This window comes from Bilophila sp. 4_1_30, assembly GCF_000224655.1.
GTDB lineage: Bacteria > Desulfobacterota > Desulfovibrionia > Desulfovibrionales > Desulfovibrionaceae > Bilophila > Bilophila wadsworthia.
In genome coordinates this window covers 286,513-310,125 of sequence record NZ_JH114233.1, presented here as the reverse complement: position 1 = coordinate 310,125, position 23,613 = coordinate 286,513, and the positions used below count along the sequence as shown (strand labels likewise).

The 23,613-nt window shown below is 60.3% G+C and carries 18 protein-coding genes; 12 read left to right on the top strand and 6 right to left on the bottom strand.

Annotated features, from left to right (window positions below):
- The 7 genes from HMPREF0178_RS13395 to HMPREF0178_RS13365 form a co-directional block, all read left to right on the top strand.
- A partial coding sequence (locus tag HMPREF0178_RS13395) for a molybdopterin dinucleotide binding domain-containing protein (protein ID WP_039959064.1) occupies window positions 1-1,367 on the top strand: 1,367 nt, incomplete at its 5' end.
- A 93-nt stretch (window positions 1,368-1,460) separates the two neighbouring features.
- Window positions 1,461-2,183 carry a 4Fe-4S dicluster domain-containing protein gene (locus HMPREF0178_RS13390; protein ID WP_009368580.1) on the top strand — a complete coding sequence of 241 codons (723 nt, stop codon included), beginning with the start codon at window positions 1,461-1,463 and terminating at the stop codon, window positions 2,181-2,183.
- Window positions 2,180-2,920, top strand: a complete 741-nt coding sequence (locus HMPREF0178_RS13385) for a cytochrome b/b6 domain-containing protein (RefSeq protein WP_009368579.1) — start codon at window positions 2,180-2,182, stop codon at window positions 2,918-2,920. Before HMPREF0178_RS13390 ends, HMPREF0178_RS13385 begins: the two co-directional genes overlap by 4 nt.
- A gap of 10 nt (window positions 2,921-2,930) precedes the next feature.
- A complete protein-coding gene (locus HMPREF0178_RS13380; RefSeq protein WP_005024688.1) occupies window positions 2,931-3,224 on the top strand; it encodes a helix-hairpin-helix domain-containing protein in 294 nt (97 codons plus the stop codon).
- Between the two features lie 176 nt (window positions 3,225-3,400).
- A complete protein-coding gene (locus tag HMPREF0178_RS13375; protein ID WP_009368577.1) occupies window positions 3,401-4,561 on the top strand; it encodes a hypothetical protein in 1,161 nt (386 codons plus the stop codon).
- Between the two features lie 75 nt (window positions 4,562-4,636).
- A complete protein-coding gene (locus HMPREF0178_RS13370) occupies window positions 4,637-4,879 on the top strand; it encodes a hypothetical protein (protein ID WP_009368576.1) in 243 nt (80 codons plus the stop codon).
- A gap of 79 nt (window positions 4,880-4,958) precedes the next feature.
- Complete coding sequence (locus HMPREF0178_RS13365) at window positions 4,959-5,681, top strand: UGSC family (seleno)protein (protein WP_009368575.1); 723 nt, start codon at window positions 4,959-4,961, stop codon at window positions 5,679-5,681.
- 576 nt (window positions 5,682-6,257) lie between these two features.
- Here the strand turns inward: HMPREF0178_RS13365 and HMPREF0178_RS13360 are convergent.
- From HMPREF0178_RS13360 to HMPREF0178_RS13350, 3 genes are all read right to left on the bottom strand, one after another.
- On the bottom strand, window positions 6,258-7,676 hold the full coding sequence (locus tag HMPREF0178_RS13360; RefSeq protein ID WP_009368574.1) for an outer membrane homotrimeric porin: 1,419 nt from the start codon (window positions 7,674-7,676) through the stop codon (window positions 6,258-6,260).
- Window positions 7,677-7,788: 112 nt separating this feature from the next.
- Window positions 7,789-9,162 (bottom strand): sodium/glutamate symporter, encoded by a 1,374-nt coding sequence (locus HMPREF0178_RS13355; RefSeq protein WP_009368573.1) that lies wholly within the window; start codon window positions 9,160-9,162, stop codon window positions 7,789-7,791.
- A 120-nt stretch (window positions 9,163-9,282) separates the two neighbouring features.
- Entirely contained in the window at window positions 9,283-10,929 is a 1,647-nt protein-coding gene (locus tag HMPREF0178_RS13350; protein ID WP_009368572.1) for an amidohydrolase, read from the bottom strand.
- Between the two features lie 1,461 nt (window positions 10,930-12,390).
- Here HMPREF0178_RS13350 and HMPREF0178_RS13335 point away from each other — a divergent pair.
- The 3 genes from HMPREF0178_RS13335 (at window position 12,391) to HMPREF0178_RS13325 (ending at window position 17,059) form a co-directional block, all read left to right on the top strand.
- Window positions 12,391-13,032, top strand: coding sequence for a methyltransferase (locus HMPREF0178_RS13335; RefSeq protein ID WP_009368569.1), 642 nt, complete (start codon window positions 12,391-12,393; stop codon window positions 13,030-13,032).
- Window positions 13,033-13,390: 358 nt separating this feature from the next.
- Entirely contained in the window at window positions 13,391-16,492 is a 3,102-nt protein-coding gene (locus HMPREF0178_RS13330; RefSeq protein ID WP_009368568.1) for a sigma-54-dependent Fis family transcriptional regulator, read from the top strand.
- Between the two features lie 303 nt (window positions 16,493-16,795).
- A complete protein-coding gene (locus HMPREF0178_RS13325; protein ID WP_005024701.1) occupies window positions 16,796-17,059 on the top strand; it encodes a hypothetical protein in 264 nt (87 codons plus the stop codon).
- Between the two features lie 346 nt (window positions 17,060-17,405).
- On the opposite strand, the gene HMPREF0178_RS13320 is transcribed toward HMPREF0178_RS13325, so the two are convergent.
- Window positions 17,406-19,046 carry an FmdE family protein gene (locus HMPREF0178_RS13320; RefSeq protein ID WP_009368567.1) on the bottom strand — a complete coding sequence of 547 codons (1,641 nt, stop codon included), beginning with the start codon at window positions 19,044-19,046 and terminating at the stop codon, window positions 17,406-17,408.
- A gap of 567 nt (window positions 19,047-19,613) precedes the next feature.
- Window positions 19,614-20,261: a S24 family peptidase gene (locus tag HMPREF0178_RS13315; RefSeq protein WP_009368566.1), complete on the bottom strand. Its 648-nt coding sequence runs from the start codon at window positions 20,259-20,261 to the stop codon at window positions 19,614-19,616.
- 116 nt (window positions 20,262-20,377) lie between these two features.
- Between HMPREF0178_RS13315 and HMPREF0178_RS20545 the strand changes: the two genes are divergently transcribed.
- Window positions 20,378-20,728 carry a helix-turn-helix domain-containing protein gene (locus HMPREF0178_RS20545; RefSeq protein ID WP_050809280.1) on the top strand — a complete coding sequence of 117 codons (351 nt, stop codon included), beginning with the start codon at window positions 20,378-20,380 and terminating at the stop codon, window positions 20,726-20,728.
- Window positions 20,729-20,786: 58 nt separating this feature from the next.
- On the opposite strand, the gene HMPREF0178_RS13305 is transcribed toward HMPREF0178_RS20545, so the two are convergent.
- Window positions 20,787-21,194, bottom strand: coding sequence for a secondary thiamine-phosphate synthase enzyme YjbQ (locus HMPREF0178_RS13305; RefSeq protein ID WP_009368564.1), 408 nt, complete (start codon window positions 21,192-21,194; stop codon window positions 20,787-20,789).
- 212 nt (window positions 21,195-21,406) lie between these two features.
- Between HMPREF0178_RS13305 and HMPREF0178_RS13300 the strand changes: the two genes are divergently transcribed.
- Window positions 21,407-23,608, top strand: a complete 2,202-nt coding sequence (locus HMPREF0178_RS13300; protein ID WP_009368563.1) for a GGDEF domain-containing protein — start codon at window positions 21,407-21,409, stop codon at window positions 23,606-23,608.
- The last annotated feature ends 5 nt before the right edge of the window (window positions 23,609-23,613 follow it).

Here is a 23,613-nt window from a genome sequence, read left to right as displayed (position 1 = left end):
CGCTGGCCCTCGGCGCGATCCGCTTCGTCCTCGAAAACGGAGCCTTCGACCGCGCGCGGGTGGACGAGAGCATCACCGGCTTCGAGCTCATGGAAAAGGGCGCGCAGCCGTGGAGCGTCGACAAGGTAGCGCAAGCCACCGGGCTGTCCGAAGACGCCGTCACCGCCTTCTACCGGACGCTTGCCGAGAGCCCCCGCACCATCATCTGGATGGGCGGCTGCCTCTCCCGCTATACCAACGGGTTGCAGAGCATCCGGGCGATCATCGCGCTTCAGGCCCTGCGCGACAACCTCATCGGCTCAGGCAGGGGGCTCCTCACGATGGAGGGCGGCAAGCCCGAAGGCGAAAAGGAATTCGTCGACGCCGTGTGCGGCCCGGCCAAAGATTCCGGCGTCAACTTCCGCCGCCTGCTCAACACCATGAAGAAGGGCAACCTCGACGTGCTCTTCCTCAATTCCAGCTACCGCCGCTACCCCGACTGCACCGGCGTCGCCGAGGCGATCAAAAAGGTGGGGTTCGTGGTCCATCGCGGCTTCTTCAAGACCGAGGAGATGGATGTGGCCGACCTGTTCGTGCCCGCCGCCTTCGGCCCGGAAAGCGCGGGCTCGCATTACGGAGCCGAGAAGCAGGTGGTCTGGCGCGACAAGTGCGTGGACGCGCCCGGAAGCTGTGTCCCCGACTGGCAGTTTTACCGCGACATCGGGCGCAAGCTGGCCCCGGAAACCTATCCCGATTTCACCGGACCCGAAGAACTGAGCGAACGCTTCCGCAATACGGTCCCGAGCTGGAGGGCCATGAGCGTTTCCAGAATGCGCCAGTCCCCGGACGGCCTGATCTGGCCCCAGCCCGAGGAAGGCGCACAGGAACGGATCGGAACGGTCTTTACGTCCGGAACCTACGCCACGGAAAACGGCAAAATCCCGCTGGATCTCAAGCTGATGGGCGCGTTCGGCTGGACGCCGCCCAAGGGCAATCCCCACGGGGCCGACGCCGACAAGGAATACCCCCTCGTCCTCACGCAGGGCAAGGTGGTGACCCAGTGGCAGCAGACCATGACCAATTTCGCCGCCTCGCTGGCCCAATTCTCCCGTGGGCGCTATGTGCTGGTCCACCCGGACACGGCCAAGCCTCTTGGCATCGCCCACGGCGATACAGTGCGTATCAAGACCGCCACCGGTTCCGTAGAAGCCGTGGCGGAACTGACCGCTTCCATCCGGCCCGGCATCATCTTCACGCCGTCGCATTTCACGGGCACAAGCCCCCATGCCGCGACGCGGAGCAAGCCGATCAATGCCATCCTGCCCAACTACTGGGACCGCGTGTCAGCCCAGTTCAACGGCGTGGGATGCACGCTGGAAAAGGCGTAAGGGGAGGAGGAGCGGGGATTTTCCCCGCCCCCTGCGCCGGAATCCTTCCCGGCGGCCCGGCGGCGACGCCGCAAATGAATTTCGGAGAAGAACATGCCCCGTTACGTGATGGCCATAGACGCCTCCAAATGCCTGAACTGCAAGGCGTGCCTGATTGCCTGCCAGCAGCGGAACGCCGTGCCCTACGGCCTCTCCCGCAACTGGGTACGGGAAACGCCCGATACAGCTTCGCCCTCCGGCTGGCGCTACCAGCCCGGAGCCTGTATGCACTGCGACGAGCCGTCCTGCGTTGACGCCTGCCCCACGCACGCCACCTACAAGGCCGAAGACGGCGTGGTCATGGTGGACGAAACCCGCTGCATCGCCTGCGGAAGCTGTATGCGCGCCTGCCCCTATCAGGCCCGCCACATCGACCCCGCGCGCCGCGTCGTGGACAAGTGCGATTACTGCGCGTCCTCCCGCGCCGAAGGCATGGAACCCGCCTGCGTCAGCGTATGCACCACCCGCGCCCGCGTGTTTGGGGATGTGGACGACCCACAGTCCCCGGTCAGCAAGGCGCTCGGCTCGCACAAAGTCACGTTCGTTGAGGCCGAGGACGCGCCCACCAAGCCGACCCTCGCCTATCTGAACGATGTGGCCGACAAACACTGGCCCAAGGCCGAAAGCGCCGGTCCCGTGGGCTTCATGGGAACCGTGGCTACCGGGATGCGCTGGCTCGGCGCGCTGTCCCTGTTCGGGGTCGTGGGCGTGGGCCTGCGCCAGCTGATCCGCCCCACAGGCGAAGCATCCCACGAAGAAAAGAGGAAGGGCTCATGATCCGCCGTCATTCCCTCAGCGCCGTCTGTATGCACTGGTTCAACGCCTTCTGCTGGATCGCGTTGCTGTTCACGGGGTTCGCCCTGCTTTCCAACCCGGCCATGCAGCCCGTAGGCATGTGGTGGGCCGATCTCTGGACCGGCGTGTTCGGCGCGTACGGACTGCTCGTCTTCCACCTGCTGATCGGTTCGGCGTGGCTCGCGGTCTACTTCCTCTACATCATTTTCGGGTTGCGCCACGACGTAGTCCCCTTCCTCAAGGAAGTATTCAACCTCTCCCCGGCCTCCGACATGACCTGGTGCGTCCGTAAGGGTATGCGTCTCGTCCTTGGGGAAAAGGCCATGCGCAGCATGGGGCTTGACCCCGCCCTGCCGCCGCAAGGCTTCTACAACGCCGGGCAGAAGCTCGCCGCCGTGGCCGCCGTGCTGTGCAGCGTGGGGCTTGCGCTCTCCGGGCTGTTCCTCGCCGCGCTGGCGCTCCATCTCGTCGCGCCGGGCTCCGAGGACGCCGCCCAGTGGGCCCTGTTCATCCATCTGCTCTGCGCGGGCGTAATGGCCGTTGTCCTGCCTATCCATATTTACATGGCCGCGTTCGCGCCCGGCGAAGGCCCCGCGCTGCGGTCCATGTTCTCGGGATTCATCCCCGTAACGTTTATCCGGCACCATAACCCGCTCTGGTACGAACAGCTCGTGCGCAAAGGGGTTATCCGTCCAGAAACCACCAATACCCTTTCCTAAGGAGCCCGCCATGAACATCAAAACCATCGCTTCCGCCGTCCTCGCCGCCGTGGTGCTGTGCGCCGCCCCCGCCTTCGCCGACGGCAAGATGAACCTCAACACAGCCACCGAGCAGGAACTTTCCGCCAATCCCGCCGTCGGCCCCGAGCTGGCCAAGGGCATCGTGGAATTCCGCGAAAACGTGGGCGACATCAAAAGCATGGATGAACTGCTGGAAGTCAAGGGCGTTACGCCCGAAGTGCTCGAAAAGCTCAAGCAGGCCGTGACCGTCGAAGCCATCGAAGGCGCGGAATGCTCGTGCTAACGCTGATCGCGGGCGGCCCCGGCAAGGGGTTCCCGCATCGGACGGCCGCAGAGGCCGACAAAAACAGCAACCGGATCGCTTCACGCCTTCATAGTGAAGGCGGCTGACGCGCGGATCGTTTTCGGCAGTTGCCGGAACCGCGCCCAAGCTCGGAGCGAGCCGCAAGAGGAGGATGTATGTCGCATATCTCACTCCGGGCCATCGGCAAGACCGCAGCAGCGATCTGTCTCGCCGTGGCGATGAGCGGTGTGGCGATGGCAGGCGACGCGCCCGACCGCGTGGTCATGCAATCGCCCGCCAAGGACGCGGCGGTCCTTGCCAAGATGCAAGGGCTCGTCAACAACAGGAAGGCCAAGACGCTCAGCGGCCTCAGCCGTACCATCAACGACGGCGTGGTCATCCGTAAGAGCACCATCAAAGACGGCAAGATCATCATTCCGCCGTCCGGCCTGTACATCACGGTCCGCTCCACCAACTGGCATCCCTTCGACAACGAGCCTCTGACGCTCGCGGGCAAGACGTACCATGCCATCACGGATCGCTATGTCCGTGACGTCATCCGTAACGTCACCATGAAGAAGGGGCAGGTCATTCCGAGCAACGCCAACAAGAGCCGCGGCTGGGAACTCAGCTCCGTGGAGAACGACACCTACGGCATTGAAGGCGGCAATTCCGCCGTGTTCAAGATCGTGAAGACCACGGGCAACTACTACGGTTCCCAGTTCCCGGTCTACGCGGGCGCACAGATCAGCAACGCCGCCGCCGACGGCTCGCTCGTCAAGGGTTCCAAGGATCCCGAAGGGCATACCGTCCCCACGGCTGAAAACGGCCTGAGCGAAATGATTTACGGCAGCAACATCGCTACCGTAGGCCGTACGCATGTCATCATAGACGCCATTGAAGGCGACTCCGTGAAGGTGCGCGAACTCGCTACCGACAGCTGTTCCGCCATCTTCGTGTCCCCCAACGAGCCCGTGGTCGCCAGCTACGGCAAGGGCGACGCCTTCACCATCGGCGACGCCAAGGTTGAAGTCACCGACGTGACCGCCAACGCCGCCACCGTGAAGCTGACCGACAAGTCCGGCACCGTGACCAAGGTCCTCGGCCCCCTGACCCCCGAGAACACCCAGATGCTGCTCATGTCCGTAGTTGACCGCGACCGCCTCTGGACGCTCTCCAAGGACGGCAAGGTCGCCGTGCACCTGAATATCCGCCAGAGCGACAAGCCCATTGCCGACGGCAAGGTGTCCCTCGTCGCATATAATGACGTTGTTGAAGTCAACGACGGAAGCGTGTGGCCGACCGATACCCGGTTCCTTGCCCGTCCCGAAACCTGAGCGACCTGCACTTTCCCCCATGAGATCGTCCTTGAAAACGACAAGGAAATCGTTCTCGACGGGGGAGCCAACAACGTGTTTGTTGGTCCGAACAAGCATTTCTCCATTGTCATCGACGAATTTGACGGCAAGATCGTGAAGGCGTGGCACATCGAAAACAGCAAGGGCGAAAAGAGCCCCAACCTTGCCACCCGCGCCGGCGGCAAGCACATCGACCTCGTGGTCGGCAAGGCCTGCCGCTCCACGGCCCACTTCATCAGCCGTTTCTATCCCGCCATGTATGACGAAACCTTGAACGGCATGGATTCCTTCAAGTAACCCTCTCACCGCCCGCCCGATCCGTCCTTCGGCACACGGATCGGGCGGCCTTTTTCCCGAAAAAGCGCAGGAGATTGACATGGGAAAGGTTCTGATCGCGTTGTGCACCATATTCCTGCTGGCCTTTCCGGCCCGTGGAGAGCAGGCCGTGACGTGGGAAAGCCTGACCGTATGGAACGATCTGCCGCCGCTCTACGATCCGGCCCCGTGGCCTTCCGATCTCTCGGGCAAGCGCGTGATCCTGCGCTGGAACGGCAAACACAACGGCGATCTCCTGCTCGATTACCTGCACTCGCTGCTGTCCCGCGCCTTTCCGGACACCGAATTCATCAAGGCGTATGAAACGGACCCCGCCCTCAGCGGCGTCTCCAAGGATCTGCCCGAATCCGAGGCCACGGCGCGGACGCTCCTCGAACTGCGCCCCGATCTGGTCATCGCGGCGACCGGGGACTGCCGGGCCTGTTCCGCATGGCTCGCCATCGATCAGATCCAGCTCGAACGCGCGGGCGTCCCGACCCTGACCATCCTCACCCAACCGTTTCTCAAGACTTTTCACAACGTCCGCCAAAATCTCCGCATAGGCCCCCTGCATTGCATCACCGTGCCCCACCCCGTCGCCATCATCCGCGACGAAAAGGTCCGCGCCAAGGTCGACGAGGCGTTCCCCGCCATCCTTGACGCACTCCGCTCCGGGAAGAGGGCGGACAGCACGAAAACCTTTCCGGCAGAGACGGCGCCTCCGGCGGAAGCCGAAGCATCGTCCGCCGCACCGGGGAAGCAGATTCCGGCAGACCTTCAGTGACCGGAACGGCAGAGCCCGCGTGGATTGCGGGCTCTCGCACAAATATCCCGGTAAGGCGGCAATGCCGCCTCCTAGCCAGCGAAGGCCGATCCCGAAACGCCGCCTCGCCTCATTGCCGGAAAAAAGCCGTCCGCACGGTGTGGGGCAAAGAGAAATATCTCTCTTCCGCCCTGTACCGTGCGGACGGCCTATTCATTCCAAGCCGATACGGGATCGACGCCGTTCCCCCATACAAAAACGGCCCCCCGCCATTGCGCAGAGCGTCCGTTTTCGACATTGCATCGGCAGCCGGGATTCCGCAGGGCTTTTTCCATACCCGGCGCCTTGTTTCACCCAAGCGGGGAGGCAAGGAAGGGGTCCGGCTGATTCCCGATACGGAGTGACGGGCTGGCCTTTCGAAGGCCGCCCGCCCCAGAAGCCCTCGGCAGAAGGATGATTCCCCTGCACGTCCAGGCGCGTTTCCCGTCATGTATTCCCACGGCGGGAAACGCCCGGATCAAAGGGCACCGTCTCCGCCCAAGCCTTGAAACGCGGAGCCTCCGCCGGAGGAGAGGCAAAGACCCGCGTCGCAATCGTCTAGAACTTATAGCCGACGCTGAAGGTGCCCTTGAAGTTGTTTTCCTTCGCTTCGTAGCCCACGCCCTTCCACAGATCCTTATCCAGATCGAGGCGGATGTAGCCGAGTTCCACGAACAGGGAGAGGTTCTTGTACAGCTTGTATTCCGTGTCGAAGTTCACTTCCACGGCCTTGTCGCCCGTGGTCAGGTACATCATGCTGTACTGCGAATCCTGGGGATTCGAAATCATCCCCTGACGCACCATTTCCTTGTTGTTCGTGCCCTGATAGTACACGACGCGCAGGACGTGGGAGAGGTCTTCCATAAACGAGATGTCCTTCACACGAGCCATGACAGCCCACGTGCCGGAAATGCCGTAGCCCATCGTCTGGGCCGCGCCGCCGTAGTTCGTGCCGTCGAAGCCGTAGGAGGTCACATACACATCGGGGTCGATGGAGGGCAGACGCTCGGAACCGTTATACGCATTGGCGTCGTCGCCCGAGGAATACCAGAACAGCAGGCCGGGGGTGCAGGATTCCAGCTTGTATTCGGCGAGGAGCGCGGCGTACCAGCCGGAGCGCTTCACGTCGAAGTTCTTGCCGTTCAGCTTGCTGGTGCCCAGATCCACGCTGCCATAGGCGGCGTCGAGGGCAAAGCGGAAGGGATCGAAATAGCTCAGGTCCGCGGAGACGCCGCCGAACCACGCGCTGCCGTGATCCTTATCGCTGTTGGCCACGATGGTCGACGTGCCCATAAGGGGAAGCATACCCTGTGCCATAGGATAGTTCAGGTCGAAGTTCCCGCCCTTGAAGCTGTCATGCCCGATGATGCCGCCCATGCCCCACGGAGTCACTTTCACGCCGTCAAAGGTCATCGGCACGGTCACGCCGATGAAGTCCATCGCGTCGTGGGCATCGTGCTTCGTCATTTCGGGGTCGTTGTCATTTTCGGCGCGCAGCCAGAACAGGCTCGCGCTCACGTTTTCGGTGAACTGGTTGCTGATGGTGATGCCCGCGCCGTCGGCGTCGAGGATCGGGGAGCCGATGCCGGTGAAGGTCGGCTGGACGTAGGGCTGGAGGCCCATGCGGACCTTGGCGTCGGTCTGGGGAATGATCCAGTCCACGTAGCTGTAGCGGACCTTGATTTCCTTGCCGTCGGTACCGAGGGCGGCACCTTCGGCGGCCTTGCCCCAGTTCTGGTGGCCGATTTCGAAGAACATCACGCCCTTCAGGGATTCCGAAGCGATCACGTCGATCTGGGTACGCAGACGGGTAGCGGCACGCATCTTATCGTCGCCGTTATGCTTTTCAAAATTGCGGTCGGCGAACGATACACGGTTCTGCCACAAGCCCGTCATCTTGAAGTCGACCGCCTTCGCGGCGGAAGTTGCGCCAAGAACCAAACCGGCGGCCAACAAAAGCGTCATCAGTCTCTTCATCTTCCTCTCTCCTTTGGGTTGAACGTACTCCGGGTGAGGGAAACCCGGCATTCCCTTTCCTCCGGGGGCTAACCCCCGCATCCCTCATGTGCAATCCGTTTCCGATGGGGGATCAGAACGCGGGCTTGCGGATGAACTTCAAGAGATACATGGCGATGGGCGTCGCAATGATGACCGCTGTGAACACCCAGACGATGGGATATCCCTGCAGCGGCGCGAACGGCATGGACAGCGTGACCGGCAGGAAGGTCAGGCAGGAAAAGACGTTCATGAGGCCGCCTTCCACCGCGACGGGGGTTTCGTAATCCGGATCGGCTATGCGGAGCAGCAGCAGGCCCGAAGCCGCCGTGCCCGTGGCGTAACCGAACATGATCAGGCAACGCTCGAAGCCGTACTCGGGAGAGCGGCGGCCGAACCATACGCAAATGATCAGGGTAATGAATGTGGCGACGGCGATGGCGACGATGAAGGGCAGCAGCACCTCCTGAAGGGCCTTCATCTCAATGCCGAGGAACACGGCGCAGATCATGAAGTCCACGGAACCGCCGACCAGACGCCGGGTCGTTTCGCCGTCTATGAGGTGCAGGATGTCGATCTTGCCCATGAACTTGCGCAACAGCATGGCGAGGAACATGCCCCAGCAGAAGGTCAGGCCGAAACCGAGCCCGGCGATGCCGGCGGGCATGTACTTGGAGAACAACAGCCCGAAAAGATAGGCCACGCCATAGATCGCCGCCATGAGGCCCACATGGAAGCCGAGGTTGTCGATGTTGGCGGGATGGGTGGTGCTGTGGGAACAGGGGGGATTGTCACCGCGATCCATAAGGCCGCGCAGGAAGTTCTGGGGCAGCTCTCCGGAACGCCCTCCGGTGCACCAGCCGCGCTTGATGCCGTAGAAGGCCAGCGGCACGCCCACGATGCCCGCCACGAGGAAACCGACGGCGGCAAAGGCCAGCCCGACGCTCAGGGCGTTCGCGGTCTGATAGGATGTCTGCCAGATGGTGGCGTAGGCCTGCGTCTGGCCGGGGCCCTGCGTGAAGCCCGCGCCGAGGAGGTAGCCGTTGACGGTTTCAAACGTGCCCCCGAACAGATCCTGCCACAGCACGAAAACGCCCTTGCCGATGAGCGCCTGCACAGAGAAGGTCATACCAAACACGAGCGCGATCCACAGGGCGCCACGCATCACAACCTTGCCGCTGGCGGGCTTCTTGGTCTGCAGCAAACCGATGCCTACGAAGCCGAACGCGAACAAGTGGAAGGTGATCATACTGAAAATGTTCGGCGTAATGTCCTTCCAGCCGGTGGAGGTGGGCATCCCGACCAAATCAAGGTTGATCAGCACGAACCCAATGAGGCCACCGATAAGGGAGGAAGGAAACAACAGCTTCTGGAACAACGGCACTTTGGCACGGATTAACGTCCCGAGCATGAGCAGCATACCGATCCAACACAATGCACCCAGATACGGATAAAATGACGCTTCCATGAAACCCTCTCTTGGTAAGGCAACCGTCAAAGTTGTGAGTATCCGCAACCACAGGAGCCGGGGAAACCCGACGGAGAAGGTGGGAAGGAACGCCCCCATGCCGCCGGGTTTCCGGCAAGGCTATTCCAGCGACCCGTATACGAGTTCGTTGCCGACGATGGTCGCCAGCACCGGAATGTCGCGGATAGCCTTTTTGTCCACGGCAAGGGGGTTGTCCCCAAGCACGACCATGTCGGCCAGCTTGCCGGGTTCGAGGCTGCCCTTGCTCGTTTCCTCACAGGCCTGATAGGCGGCCCACGAGGTCACGCTGCGCAGCGCGTCCATGACGGAAATGGTGTATTCCTCGCCAAGGACTTGCCCGCTGCTGGTGAGGCGGTTGACCGCAGACCACACGGAGAGCAGGGGATCAATGGGGGTTACGAACGTGTCGTTGTGGTTGCTGAACAGGATGCCGCGTTTCAGGGCGCTGCGGAGCGGGCTGATGCGCTTGGCGCGATCCGGGCCGAGGAAGATGTCGCGGTGGCGGTCGCCCCAGAAGTAGGTGTGGACCACGAAGAACGAAGGCACCACGCCGAGGCGCTTGATACGGTCGAGCTGATCCTCGCGCACGGTCTGGCAGTGGATGATGATGTGCCGGGCGTCGGCGCGGGGATAGCGCTTCTGCGCCTCTTCATAGGCATCCAGAATGAGCTGGATGGCTTCATCGCCGTTGCCGTGGATGGCGATCTGCCAGCCCTGCCGATGCAAAGCCACGATGCGATCGATGAACCCTTCCGGGTTTTCCTGGATATAGCCGCGCCACATGGGGCCGTCCGGCAGATCATAGATGATTTTGTGGTAGGGATTGCTCAGGCAGCCGGTATAGCATTGCAGGCTGCCGTCGACGAGGTGCTTGACAGCGCCGAGGCTGATCTTGCGGTCGGCGGTCAGCGGTGTACCGGAAGCGTGAGAAGTGAACTGGTTGAGATCGCAACAGCCGAGGCCGGGCAGGATCTGCACGCGGTTACGGAGCAGTCCCTTTTCATGGGCCTTGCGGAGCTGTGCCCACTGCTTTTCCTGTGTGAAGCCGTCCTGAGCGGATGTGACGCCCTTCGCGGCATAGGCGTCGCAGGCGGTTACGATGCTGCGCATCCAGTCTTCCTCGGAAACTTCGGGCAGCAACGCGGCAACGGGATTCATCGCCGGGGGTTCCTCCAGAACGCCGTTGGGGTTGCCGTGCCCGTCGCGGCGGATGATCCCGCCAAGAGGATCGGGGGTATTCCGGTCATAACCGACCAAGGCTAGCGCACGGCTGTTGCAGGAGCACAAATGGCCGGAAACATGGCGCAGGAGCACCGGATGATCGGGCGTCACGTCGTCCATGTCGGACGCGAGCGGGTGTCGGCGATCCGCAAGGGCGGTGTCATCGTAGCCATATCCAAGAATCCACTCGCCCTTGGGCGTGGAGGCGGCCTTTTCCTTGAGCAGATCGCGGATTTCGGCGATGTCCTTCACCTTGCCTACCGGCGGGGAGGAAAGATCAAGCTGCGTGGCGAACATGAGCCCGGCCCATACGAAATGGCTGTGCCCGTCGACGAAACCGGGCAGCATGGTCCGACCCCGTAAATCAGTGACCACGGTATCCGGCCCGGCATGGGCCATGACGTCATCGTCCGTTCCCACAGCGAGGACCACGTTGCCTTCAACAGCCAACGCGCTGACCACGCTTCCCCGTGAATCCATCGTCAATATCGTACCGTTCCGGTAGATCTGCGTTGCCTTGCCCATAGTGCTGGCTCCTCTGTTGAGATTGTTCACGCGATTGATCTTTTTAGAGCAATCGACATGCCAATCGGAAAACGCGGAGCCTATTAGCAGCGATCCCCATGTTTCTATTACATTATCTTAAAAAAAGGCACCCGCATCCCCCGCAGAGAGGAAGCACCAGAGGCCCCGAAGTCCAGCTTTTTGGACAAAACGGAGTTAGTGTGAAAATAATACGTTGAATAAACAGGAAAAAAGAGAAAAAAGAAAACGCTGAAGCGGCGTAGAAAAAGGACAAAAGGAAAATCCCTTTTCCCTGAATCATTAACAATCATTCATCCTTTTCAAAAAGAGTCTTTCTTGCGTCGATGCCTCACCATGTTTCCAGAAAACTGGAATCATCCAAAAATAAAGACACGGCTCTTTCCACTTTGCCTTTTTCGATGGGGCAAGCTCCCCCGACAGGTTCATCCGGCAGAGATGATAATCCGAGGAAAGCCACTAGAACACCTGTGGGCCCCTGTTCCGCACGGCGTGAGGCTTTCCTCCCTTATAGACACGGACCTGTCTGCAACTCCCCCTCTTTTGTTTTGCCGCACCTGCTCTGTTCCTCTCTGCCAAGCTGCGGAACAGGACTTTTCCGACAAAAAAAGTTACTTTGACATAACTTTAAAAATAAAAAGTTCCTCCGGCGACAGCGTCAGCCTCCCGAAACATCATCTGGCGGAAACCGGCGAAGATACGGCGTGGCATACACCTTCGATCCCACACCCCATCAATCCGTCTTTTCCCCCAACGGTTTTTGCCCATGCGCAAAAGGGCCGGACGGATGGTTGCCGCTTTGGGCGCGGACTGTTTCCAAGTGACCTTCCCATCTTGATTTGTATGCGTCGCGCTCTTTCTCGGCTTGCCTGAGCGCATCCTTGCATATGACAAGCTCCTTCTGAATCTCGGAAAGCCGGCTCTCCAAGACGGCCTCCTTTTCAGATTGGCTCTGCGGGATAACGGCCCGGATATTCATCCCCACCGCCTGCATGTACCGGAGCATGTCCGGGAAGGACGTCTTTTCCCCGCCGGCACCTTCAAGCCAACGTTTTGTGGTCACTTTGCTGACACCACACATCTCTCCAAGCTGTTCATAGGTCACTTTGGGCTTTTGGTTGCGCAAGGCCTCAAGCCTCCGGATGAACTCCCTCCAGACCTGTTCAAAAACTTTTTCTGCGTTCATTTTAGTTACATAAGTGAAACGATGTTACATCGGTAGTTCGGTTTTCGTTGACTTATAAGTTTCATTGAAGTAACTTTTTATTATAAACGAACATGGTCGCGCCCTCTCAAGCGGCTGGCACAAAGGGTTCCTCTGACGCCCCGGAAGCAGCCGAGCACCACAAAAAATGCAGGTCCAATGGGACTACTGCTACCCACATGGCATAAATAACACAATGTAATGATTATAGTTTCAACACCCATCCAGGGAGAGTGCTCATGACGCAGGGAGTGGGAAACTGGACCTTTAACGTGCTCCCCGGCCAAGCGGGCAGGCGCAGCGAGAAGCAGTCCCCGTGGTATGCCATGGCTACGGCGGCGGTGGCCATGATTGCCCGGCCCTACATCCCGCAGGGCGGCAAAGTGTATGATCTGGGATGCGCTGTCGGGAACGTCGGACGCGTGCTGGCGCCGACGCTGCATGAGCGGGAGGCACAGTTTGTGGCCCTGGACGGGAGCCGGGACGTCGTGGTTGCGTACCGCGGGCCGGGGAGGGCCATTATGGCGGACGTGGCCAGTTATCCGTACAAACCTTTCGACGTAGCGGTGGCCTTCCTGACGCTCATGGACCTGCCCTCCTCGACGCGGCAACTTTTATTGTCGACATTGCGGAGCAAGATGAGGCCGGGCGGGGCAATCATCATCATAAATAAAGAAAAGCCCCCCAGAGGTTCCCTGTCCGCCACAGCATCCCGGCTGACATTCGGCTGCAAAGTGGAAAGGGAGGCCCATGAAGCAAGGAAGTGGAGAGGACACTATACGTTAGAGATATATTCGGCTCTCTACCGCAGCGAGTTGGGGCCCGATGCCGTGGAGGCTTTCCGGCTTGGCGATTTTGTGGGGTGGCTGATAGAGGGATAAAAAGCTATATCCCCTCTTGGAAATCGGAAGGATAACCGACTTCCTATCCAGATCCCCCCAGCCGCAATAAGCATATTTCCTTTGCTGCCACACCAATCAATGCCTCGGGCCGTTGGCATACCTTATTCCAGAGACGGATAGGGCTGGCCACGTCCGGCATATCCCTTCAGCCGGTGCCTTTTATCCTTCAGGCGCCATACATAGTGTCGACGTTTGGTTTCCGACATAGCTGATTTTCATATGAAGTCCTTTTCATTCCCATCGGATATCCCTATAAGACCAGATACGGTTCTGCCGCTCACCATGCGCCATATACCGCATACGGACGCGCCGCCCTCCCCGGCCTTTGGAGGTATCCATGCCCCGCTCTCTGAATCTTCCCCAAGCCATCCTCGCCATCGCCCTGCACGCCGCCGGACGCCCACTCCTGACGCAGGAACTCGCCGTGCTGGCGGGAAAACCGCAAGAGGCCATCGCCTCCCTTCTTGAACCGCTCCTCGGCGCGGGGTTCGTTGCCCATACCGAAGCCCCGGACGCGTGGGTTTGCCCCGGCCTGCCGGATGCCGTGCGGGACGAATTCGTGCGCCTTCTCGTCCGGAACGCCCCTCCGGGCAGCCTCACCCATGCCCTCGCGCGGCTCGGGGCTCCGGACATGGCCCTCGACGACTGCACCGCCATCGCCGAGGCCATCGGCGACGATCTCGGCAAGCAGCGGCCGGGCAGCATCATCTGCATGGAATGCGCGCTGCGTTTCCTGATCGCCTGGGGCGAGCGCCACCTGTACACCGCCGGAGGCTCGGAAAGCTGCCTGTACGGCAGACTCGCCCTGACCTTTCAGAGCATGTGCATCCTTGCCAACCGCCACATTCCTCTGGCTTTCAGGCTCTCGTCCATCGCCTACGAGCTGGCGGGCTACGGCGGCAACGAACGCTTCCGCCCCCTCATCGGCATCCTCAAAAGCTATATGCGGCTGCTCTGCTTGGAGCTCCCCGAAGAGCCCTGGAACATCAGCGAAATCGAGACCGAATTCCTGCGCCTGAAGGACGCCTGCGAACAGGAGATGAAAAACCACATCGCCTGCTTCGCGGGCCTGCTCTATGCCATCAGCGGCAACTATCCGGATTCGCTGCGCAGCCATGTCCATCAGGGGGAACCCGGCGACTGGCTCAACCGGATCGCGCTGTTCCATGCCATGAGCATCAGCCAGTCGGCCATGTACCTCGGACGTTACACCCTCGCTATCGGGACCGTGGAATCCGCCCGCCACTCAGCCGAACTTGCCGGAGAGAAAACCTTCTCCCTGCTCTGGCTGACCCATTTCTGTTTCCTGCTGCTGCGCAAAGGCGATTGGGACGAAGCGCTCAACCATCTGGACTTCCTGTTTTCCTGCACCCATCCGGTAGAGAATCCCAAAATTTTCTCCAGCACGGTGCGCGGGCTGGCGCTCTATCACTATCTCAACGGACGGCTCGACGCCGCCTACCGCATCCTCCGCCGCGAAACAGAAAACGCCATTGCCGTGGGTTCGCCCCACTCCCCCTTTGTCGATCCCTATATTCTGGATATGCTGTATGGCTTCACAAGGGCGGGGTATCCCGAGATCCCCCGCTACGCATTCCGGGACACGCTCGAAGCACTCCTCCGCAGCCCCAACCGGCAGCTGCGTGGTGCGGCACTCCGCGTCAAGGCCCTGTGCCTGCGGGACGGCAGGGCGGACCTGTGGGATGCGGAGGAAACCGATCCCGTAAGCCTCCTCCGCCAAAGCGTGGGCTGCCTCGCCTCTTCCCAGGACGTGCGGGAATTGGCCCTGTCCCGCCATGAGCTGGCGAACACGCTGGAAAGGCTCGGACGCCACGATGAGGCCCGCCCCTTCCGGATGCTGGTTTCGGAGTCCATAGGCCGGGCATCCCACGCGGACATGGACCCCCTCGAAATCTCGATCCTCGCCACGCGGGACAGGGACAGCGACGTCTTTTCGCCGGGCGTCCCGAATATCGGCACCCTCTTCCTGAAAGAAGAACTCATGGACCGCTGCCATGACGCCTTCAACGACGTCCCCATCCGGCAGACGCTTGAGGACAACCTCCAGCGCATCGTCAACGTCGCCCAGCTCGAACTCAAGGCCGAGCGGGCCGCGCTGTTCAGGCCCTCGGCGGGCGGCAACTCCGTGGAGTGCGCCGCCTCGGTGAACCTTACCCGGACGGAGATGCAAAGCCCGGCCATGCGCGACCGGATTGCGTGGATCGCGGATTGCCTGAGCAATGGGAAGGGGGACCGGGATCGGCAGGCGATCTGCCTGTCCTTGAATGTCGGCGGGCGGCAGCCGTGGCTGCTGTATCTCGACACACGGTTCGGGCCGGGCTTTCTGACGCAGCTCAAAAAAAGCGAACTCGGGGAACTGGCGCGGCTGTTCGCGGCGGAAGTGCGGACCGCACTGCGCCTCGACGACATGCTGCAACAGGAAATCCATTGGCAAAACGCCAAATTCAACGCCGTGACGCTCCAAAAAAACACGGGCGAAGCCCCCATCATCGGCGAAGGGCTGAAACCGTTCGTCTCGCAGGTGCGGCAGGTGGGTATGACGGACGCCGCCGTCCTGCTTTATGGGGAAACCGGAGCGGGAAAAGACGTCATCGCGCGGCAGATCCATCTTTTCAGCCAGCGAAAGGGGCCCTTTGTGGCGGTCCATCCGGCCAGCACCCCGGAACAGCTTTTCGAAAGCGAGTTCTTCGGGCACGAAAAAGGCTCCTTTACAGGCGCTACGAGCCAAAAAATCGGGTACTTCGAAATGGCCAACGGGGGGACCCTCTTCATCGACGAAGTGGGGGAAATGCCCCTGAGTATGCAGGTCAAGCTCTTGCGCGTACTCCAGAACCAACGGTTCATGCGTGTGGGCGGCACCGCCGAAATCATATCCCGGTTCCGCCTCGTCGCCGCCACCAACCGAGATCTGCGCGATGAGGTCGCCAAAGGGCGCTTCCGTGAAGATCTCTTCTACCGGCTTTCCGTGGTCCCTCTGCGGGTCCCCCCGCTGCGCGAGCGCCGGGAGGACATCATCGGGCTTGCGGAGGCGTTCGCGGAATCCTACTGCCAACGCTACGGCAGGCCATCCCTCCGGCTTACGGATGCGGAACGGGCCTGCCTCCTGAACTACTCCTGGCCCGGCAATGTAAGGGAACTCAAGAACATCATCGAGCGGGCGGTCATCCTGAACGCGCCCTTGCTCGAACTGGTGTCACCCAGCCGATCAGCCGCATCCGGATCGGGGGCGGGGGCCTTCATCATCCCGGATTTTCCCACGATCCCCGAACTTGAGGAGCGCTATCTGCGCTATGTCCTTGAGCGGACGGGCGGCAAGGTCTGCGGCCCGGACGGCGCGGAATCCCTGCTCCACCTCAAACGCTCGACCATCTATCTCAAGCTGAAAAAATACGGGATCATTCCTTCCGACTTCATATAAAGGCGGAAAACGGACGCTTGGGGGCAGTTCCGGTTCAAGCCGGGAGACCGTTTCCCTACATCCAAAGCGTTTCCTTGGGCATCCGGCTGCCAGGGAAAAGCCATCCTCAAAAAGCATTACGGGCGGGAAGCCCTTTGGCCAAATCTCGGACGGGGTTCCATCCTGTTGGGCCAACATTGCGGCACTGGCGACGGACAGGCAATCTACAGTAGTGTTCCGGGCTCTTTTTAGGTACTGTCGATACGGTGTCTTGATTGGTTGTATCTCTTCCGTTTGACACATTTTTGAAAAAGGACTTGCACTATGAGCCTTTATTTTTCGATCTGCGCCCCTTCCGGCAAGTTTCTTTGCGCGGACGCGCTGCTTGACTCTTCCATCCATGCGTTGAAAGAGGCTTCGGAAAAGGCTGCCGGAACCTTCACGCTCTCTTTCAGCCAGGATCAATGCATCTGGTCCGTCATGATGGAAGCGAAAGACGGCAAAACCACGGTCATAAACCCTCATTTGTACGAAAAAGCAAAAAAATTTAGTATGATGATAGAGGGATGGAATAAAGAAGCGGACTAGCGTTTTCTTGATGCCCTCCCTTGCTTCCGTTTTACTCTTATACCAACCATCAACATGAAAAATACCGACAGCGGCAAAAAAAGAAGTCCGGTGATGCTTTTCACCGGACTTCTTTTTTTGCCTTCGAGAAATGCAGCGTTGAAAAATGCCCATGCGCACCGGACGCCGGTTCAGCGTTCCGCAACGCCGTGCGGATCCCAGAGAAAAGCCCTGGTTTCCGTCAGAGGGGTGTAGCGCTACCTTCTCATTGAAACGTCACATGACAGTCCATTCTCCGCCAAAGAGGTCTCCCCACCTTCTTTGACGGAGCATTCGGATTATGTCCTCACCATGCCTTCTGGTTACGCTATTTGCCAAAAGAACACTTGGGGTATGTGCAGATCTTGCAGCCGAGGCAATACCCGCCTTCACCGATGCGGGCGAGTTCGGCGCGGGTGAGTTCACGCCCGGCAAGCAGGCGGGGAAGCACCAGATCAAGGAATGTCGTCTTGTAATACAGGGCACACGCGGGAACGCCGAGCACCTGCATCCCTTCCGGGTGGGCAAGATCGCCAGGAATACGGCCCATGAGGCTCATGGTCCCCGGCAATACCGGGACTCCGTGCAGCACGTCGGTCAACCCGGCTTCGAGCAGGGCGCGGCGGGTCATGTCATCGGGATCGACCGACAGGCCGCCCGTGGTCACGAGCAGATCGGCCCCTGCCTCCTGGATTTCCCGGACCGCTTCGGCGATGCGCGTCACATCGTCCGGGGCAATGACCGAGCGCACCACGTCACAGTGGAACTGATGCGCCTTGGCCGTGATGACCGGGATGAACTTGTCCTCAATGATGCCCTGAAAAACTTCCGTCCCGGTAACAAGGATACCCACTTTGGCCTTGCGCAGGGGCAAGACTTCGAAAAGCGGCTTTTCCCCAAGCGCGGAAAGCGCCTCTCCGAGACGGCTGCGGGAAATATACAGCGGAATGGCGCGTGTCCCGGCAAGGCGCGCACCCTCGCCCACCACCGTGGCGTCCTGCCGCGAGGCCACCATGATCTCCGGCAGCATGTTGAAACGGAACATCCGCTCCGCATCCACGCTGAACAAACCTTCGCGCTCCGCGATAAAATCGATCTTGCCTTCGTGCGGGGGCAGCTTGTAGGTCACGCCGGGACCGGCCATGCGGCGGGCGAAAGCTTCCGCGACGTCGTTCTCGTGCACGAGATCCCCGGCGTCGGGCGCATCCTCGACCACAGCGACATGGAAACGCCCCATCTGCTGGAGACGGCAGATGTCGCCTACGGAAATACGCTGCCCGGCCTTGAATTCCGGCCCCTTGAACGCGCCCGGCTCAATGCGGGTCATGTCATGGGCCGCTGTTTTGCCCACCGCCTCCTCAACGGGCACAACCCGCGTCGGCGGCGCCTTCAGTACCCGGCTGGCCGTGACATAGGGAGCCTCCCCCTGACAGCCGCGGCAGACCGGCCCGTCCTCTTTGGGGTACGCTTCGCCGCACATGGGGCACAGCCCGATGGCACTCATATGCGTGTGCCCGAGGAAGCGGCGCTTCATGGTCACGGGCTCCGCCTTGCAGATGCCGTCCCCGGCTTCTTCGATTTCACTGAGCAGCCGGGCCTCATCCTGATCCTTTTTGGGCTTTTCCTTGAGGAACCAGCCCCGGATTTCTGGGAAAGCGTCCAGCTTGGCGGGATCCACGCTCACACGCACGCCCTCGCCCGTGTGCTTGTCGAACAACGACACCGCATACCGGCCAAGGTTATGCACCTTCATCCAGTTGTTCCCCGCACTGCACAGCGTCAGCAACTGTACGGCATCAGGCAGGCACTTGCGCGTCTCCACCACGGCCTCGAACAACGTCCCCTCGGGGATACGGGCCTTCGCCATTTCCACCATGTAGCCGCCGATAAGCAGGCCCGGCGCCGCATAACCGTGAAAGTTTTCCGCAAGCCGCTTAAATTCCTGAAAAGTGTATGATCCGATGTTCATGACGACAACGCTCTCCTGTGAGACATGCTCCGAAACGGTTCCGTAATCCGAGAGTATAGGGGATTCGCAAGGGGCTGTCACTGAGAGATGTCCCGAATCAACCACAAGAACATGCAATATGATGCATAACCAGCCTCTCGCCCTTTTAACGGAAACACCATATGATCAGCCCGTATTTCACAACAATGGAGCCAGACTCCGTCCCACAGTCGAAAACAGCCTTCCGTTTTCGAAAAAACGCCTTTTCCCTGCACTTTACCCATAAAATGGGAGGCGAAAGGAGTGTCTCCGGGAGCCGATGAGGCTCTTGCGTTGCCATCAAAATATGGGGGGGCCTTCCGGGCCCTACAGGCTTCCGCCCCCCACGAAGGGGAGTGCGGCGTGTATCCTTCTGGGCAATAAGAGGCTGGCCCACGAAGGGAAATCGCCTCTCTGGAGGCTTGCCGTGTATCTTGGCCGTGCGTGCGGCGCACGTTACGCCGGAATGCGCGGACAGGCCGAGCCGCGCACCCAAAAATCCGCCCCCGTTCCGTGAGGGGCAAGGGGTAAGGGCCGGCCTCTGTCGGCTCAGAGCGCCTGAAAAACCCAAGCGACCCTGCCGATGAGCCGTCCGGCTTCAGCAAGCGGAATGGACATCGAAGGGTGGAGCGGATTGTCCGTACGGAGCAAGAGCGTGTCACTGTCACAGAACACCCGCTTGATGACGACGCCTTCAAAAGGCACGGACACTGCGAAGATGCTGCCGCTGGAAGGCCGGACGCTGGACGTGTCGACGCCCACGAAAGCCCCCTGGCGCACGGTGGGCGAAAAACTGTCGCCCGTTATGCGGAGGATGCGGAGTTCCTTCCCGGCATACGGCTCGGGGAGCATGATCGTCCCGGAAGGCTCCCATACGCCGTCCTGCACGCGATCGGAATCGTAATAAGGCAGGGAAACGCCCCGTCCAAGCGGCGTGGCGGCGGGTTCCGGCTCCATATAGCGCCCGTCTTCAGTGCGGAGATAGATGGGGCCCTTGCCCTGCTTGAGCCAGTCGGGGTTCACCCCGCGCATTTCAAACAGAACTAAAAACCATCCTGGAGGCACTGTGCCGCGCTTTTTGGATTCGGAAATGGTCGATTGCTTGATACCAAGCACGTCCGCCAATTCCTGTTGCGTGCTCGTACCGGTTACGCTCTGAAACCTGCGGAAAATTTCGTCAAAGGAACTGGAGTCCATTTGGGATGCCTCTTAGTGCGCAGGAGCGGACCAACGCCCTGATAACCTGGTTGGAGTCTCATTTTTGTATGTTTTAGAATACATCTTTTTGTCAAGTCTGGGCTAGATCTCCCGGCATGGAAGCTCTACCGGGATTGAAAAGCGCTATCGCTACCGTGCTCCGGCGCGTCCGAAGGGAGGCCAGGCTATCGCAACAAAAACTTGCTGATTTCGCTGGTCTCTCTCGTATTCACATTGCCCAGCTTGAGGGCCGCCGACAAAACGCCACCCTCAACGTCTTGCTTCTTATAGCGATGGCGCTGAACCTGGACGGGCTCTCACTTCTCAGGATGATTCATGAGGAAATGCTGCGGACCGGGCACGGGCGCCGCAAGGGTGTCCGGCGCAAGGCGGAAAGGCAGGACGAGCCGCATCAGGAAGCTCTCCCAAAAGAAACGGGCAAGCAGCCTCCCCCGCCTCCGGAATGAATCCCTGACGCGGGATCATTCGGAAGTCCCCAAAGCACAAACCGCCGGGCACAGTCAATCAGGCATTCTCTGACGCGGGCAGCCATTGGACCCAGATCGAACGGGAACGCGGGCCGTCGCCTTCATATAAGTAGACACTCTGCCATGTGCCGAGGTGCGGTTCGCCGTCCTCCACAATCACGAACAGGGACGGCCCCATAAGGCTCGCCTTGATGTGCGCGTCGCTGTTGCCTTCCCCATGCCGCCATTCCCCCCGGTGCGGTATGATGCGGCTGAAAAAGGCCGTCATGTCCCGGCGCACATCGGGATCGGCCCCTTCATTGATCGTCAGGCCGCAGGTCGTATGCGGGCAAAACAGTGCCGCAACGCCGTGCCTCCAGCCTTTTTCCCGGATCACGGCGCAAAGGCGTTCCGTGATGTCCACCATCTCCTCCCGGTCCCGGGTGACCACCGTACATATCTCCATAGGAAACCCTCTCTTGCTCCGCCTTGTACAGGCATCGGGGCTTCAATGCAAGTAAACAGCTATGAATGATCGGACGGATACGTTGTATATAACATCATAAAATGTTTTATTTAACATAAAATGCCCTGCCATTCTTGCCTTCCTCTGGACATTGCTTATCAACACGCGTTATTATTCATCGCAGGCGAACAGACTTCGTCCGAGGAAACGTTATGGACCAAAGAGAATTGAGGGGATTGCGTACCTATGCTTTGTACTGCATCGTGGCGGCCGCCCTGCTCGCCGTGGTATTCCTCTTCTATTTCAGCAGGACGAAGCAAAACATTCAGGAACAAGCCGAAGCGCAGCTCACTGAAGTGACGCGCCAGTACGCCAACGCCATCAAAGCGGACATGCGCGGCAATATCCAAACCGTCGAGGCGCTGGCCCATGTCTTCGGGGAACTCGGACAAGGCAACCCTGAAACGATCATCCCTCTGATCACGGGGGCCGTCGGCACGCTCAGGCTCAAGCGCATGGGGTTCGTCACCCTCGACGGCATGGCCCACACCACCGACGGCCTGACCTTCGACGCCCGGGACCGCCTCTATTTCAAGAGGGCACTTACGGCCTCCCCCACCGTCGCCATCCTGCTCGTGGACAAGACCGACAACACCCCCATCAACGTCTACGTCTCCCCTATCGTACACAAAGGCAAGGTCCTCGGCGCCCTCTTCGCCACGGTACAGACGGACGCCTTCATCATGTCCATCGACGACCGCCTTTTCAACGGCAGCGGGCAGGTACTCGTCACCAACAATCAGGGGCATATCCTGTTCCGGGGGCGCGGCCCGATCCAGCTCGCCCGCTACAACAACATCGCGGAACTGATTCCTACAGGCGCCCCCGCCGCCACCGGGAATGACATATCGGACACGTTCGGCAGCGGCGGGCTGTTCCGCTACGATGGCTCGCCTTACTACATGGCGCACAGCAAGCTGGAAATCACCTCCACGGACTGGCACATCTTTTCCATCGTCCCGGAGGATACGCTGACCGCCAACGTGGGCACCATCCAGAGGGAAGTGCTTTATCTCATGCTGTTCTTCATCGGCTTGAGCATGGTGTTCCTCTGGCTCGTGCTCAGGATGCAAGGACGGCAAGCCAAGCGTCTCCGACGGGCCAAACAATTCCTCGAAACGGTCATCGAGAACATCCCCGGCGGCTTTTTCCGCTACAGCAACGACGAAAAACAGGAATTCGACTACATCAGCGAAGGGTTCCTCAAGCTGCTCGGACACACGCGGGCCTCATTCAGGGAAGCCTACGGCAACCGGTTCGACAACCTCGTCCACCCGGAAGACCGCAAACGCGTGCTCGACTCCATCAACAGCCAGATCAAGCACAGCGATTACGATACGGTGGAGTACCGCGTGACCAAGGCGGACGGGCGGATCCTGTGGCTGTTCGATAAGGCGCAGCTCGTGCGCGACGAAAACGGGCGCTCGTGGTTCTACGTCATCGTCATGGACATCACGTCCCTGCGCAATACGCAGCAGGAACTCAAAATCAGCGAGGAGCGCTACCGTATCCTCACCGAGCTTTCCGAGCGCATCATCTTCGAACACGACCTCGTAACCCGCTGCTCCTATTTCTCTCCCCGCTTCAAGGAAAAATTCGGCTATGACCCCGCCGTGGACAGCGCTTCCGGCTCGCTTTCGGAATACTGTATACATGCCGTGGACAGGCCGCTCTACCGCCGGTTCGTCACCCAGATCCTGTCGGGGCACTCCGCTCCGGCCGAATTGCGTTTCCTCAAGCAACCCTCGGGGTTTCTCTGGTGCCGGGTCCAGGCCGTGGCCATTTTCGACGAATCGGGCCAGCCCGTACGGCTCGTGGGCGAAATCGCGGACATCGACGCGGAAAAGCGCGATACGGAACGGCTCCGCATGAAAGCGCAGCTCGATCCGCTCACCGGCCTCTACAACGCGAGTTCGGCCAGAAAGCGCATTGAAGCCAGCCTTCAGCAGCTCCCCAGCGTGGGAATGCATGTGCTCATGGTAATTGATGTAAATCATTTCAAGCAGATCAACGATACATGCGGCCACCTCACCGGGGATCACGCGCTCATTGAGACGGCGCGGCGCCTGAGTTCCATGCTCAACGAAGGGGACATCGCCGGGCGCATCGGCGGCGACGAGTTCATCGCGCTTTTCCGGGACGTGCCCTCAAGGGATGCCCTCGAAAAACGCATCGACGAACTCAGGCGCGGGCTCTCGTTCCCCCTGCCGGACGGCCTTTCCATGTCCGCAAGCATCGGCATAGCGGCTTTCCCCAATGATGCAGCCGACTACACTGGGCTTTTCCGGTTGGCGGACGCCTCCATGTACGCCGACAAGCGGCACAGGGATGAAGATGAGATGAAGGGTAATTGAAGGAA

Coding starts and splice junctions, on each gene's coding strand:
- HMPREF0178_RS13390 (WP_009368580.1), top strand. CDS start 1,461: ATGCCCCGTTACGTGATGGCCATAGACGCCTCCAAATGCCTGAACTGC.
- HMPREF0178_RS13380 (WP_005024688.1), top strand. CDS start 2,931: ATGAACATCAAAACCATCGCTTCCGCCGTCCTCGCCGCCGTGGTGCTG.
- HMPREF0178_RS13300 (WP_009368563.1), top strand. CDS start 21,407: ATGGACCAAAGAGAATTGAGGGGATTGCGTACCTATGCTTTGTACTGC.
- HMPREF0178_RS13335 (WP_009368569.1), top strand. CDS start 12,391: ATGACGCAGGGAGTGGGAAACTGGACCTTTAACGTGCTCCCCGGCCAA.
- HMPREF0178_RS13385 (WP_009368579.1), top strand. CDS start 2,180: ATGATCCGCCGTCATTCCCTCAGCGCCGTCTGTATGCACTGGTTCAAC.
- HMPREF0178_RS13315 (WP_009368566.1), bottom strand. CDS start 20,261: ATGGACTCCAGTTCCTTTGACGAAATTTTCCGCAGGTTTCAGAGCGTA.
- HMPREF0178_RS13330 (WP_009368568.1), top strand. CDS start 13,391: ATGCCCCGCTCTCTGAATCTTCCCCAAGCCATCCTCGCCATCGCCCTG.
- HMPREF0178_RS13365 (WP_009368575.1), top strand. CDS start 4,959: ATGGGAAAGGTTCTGATCGCGTTGTGCACCATATTCCTGCTGGCCTTT.
- HMPREF0178_RS13355 (WP_009368573.1), bottom strand. CDS start 9,162: ATGGAAGCGTCATTTTATCCGTATCTGGGTGCATTGTGTTGGATCGGT.
- HMPREF0178_RS13305 (WP_009368564.1), bottom strand. CDS start 21,194: ATGGAGATATGTACGGTGGTCACCCGGGACCGGGAGGAGATGGTGGAC.
- HMPREF0178_RS13320 (WP_009368567.1), bottom strand. CDS start 19,046: ATGAACATCGGATCATACACTTTTCAGGAATTTAAGCGGCTTGCGGAA.
- HMPREF0178_RS13325 (WP_005024701.1), top strand. CDS start 16,796: ATGAGCCTTTATTTTTCGATCTGCGCCCCTTCCGGCAAGTTTCTTTGC.
- HMPREF0178_RS13375 (WP_009368577.1), top strand. CDS start 3,401: ATGTCGCATATCTCACTCCGGGCCATCGGCAAGACCGCAGCAGCGATC.
- HMPREF0178_RS13350 (WP_009368572.1), bottom strand. CDS start 10,929: ATGGGCAAGGCAACGCAGATCTACCGGAACGGTACGATATTGACGATG.
- HMPREF0178_RS20545 (WP_050809280.1), top strand. CDS start 20,378: ATGGAAGCTCTACCGGGATTGAAAAGCGCTATCGCTACCGTGCTCCGG.
- HMPREF0178_RS13360 (WP_009368574.1), bottom strand. CDS start 7,676: ATGAAGAGACTGATGACGCTTTTGTTGGCCGCCGGTTTGGTTCTTGGC.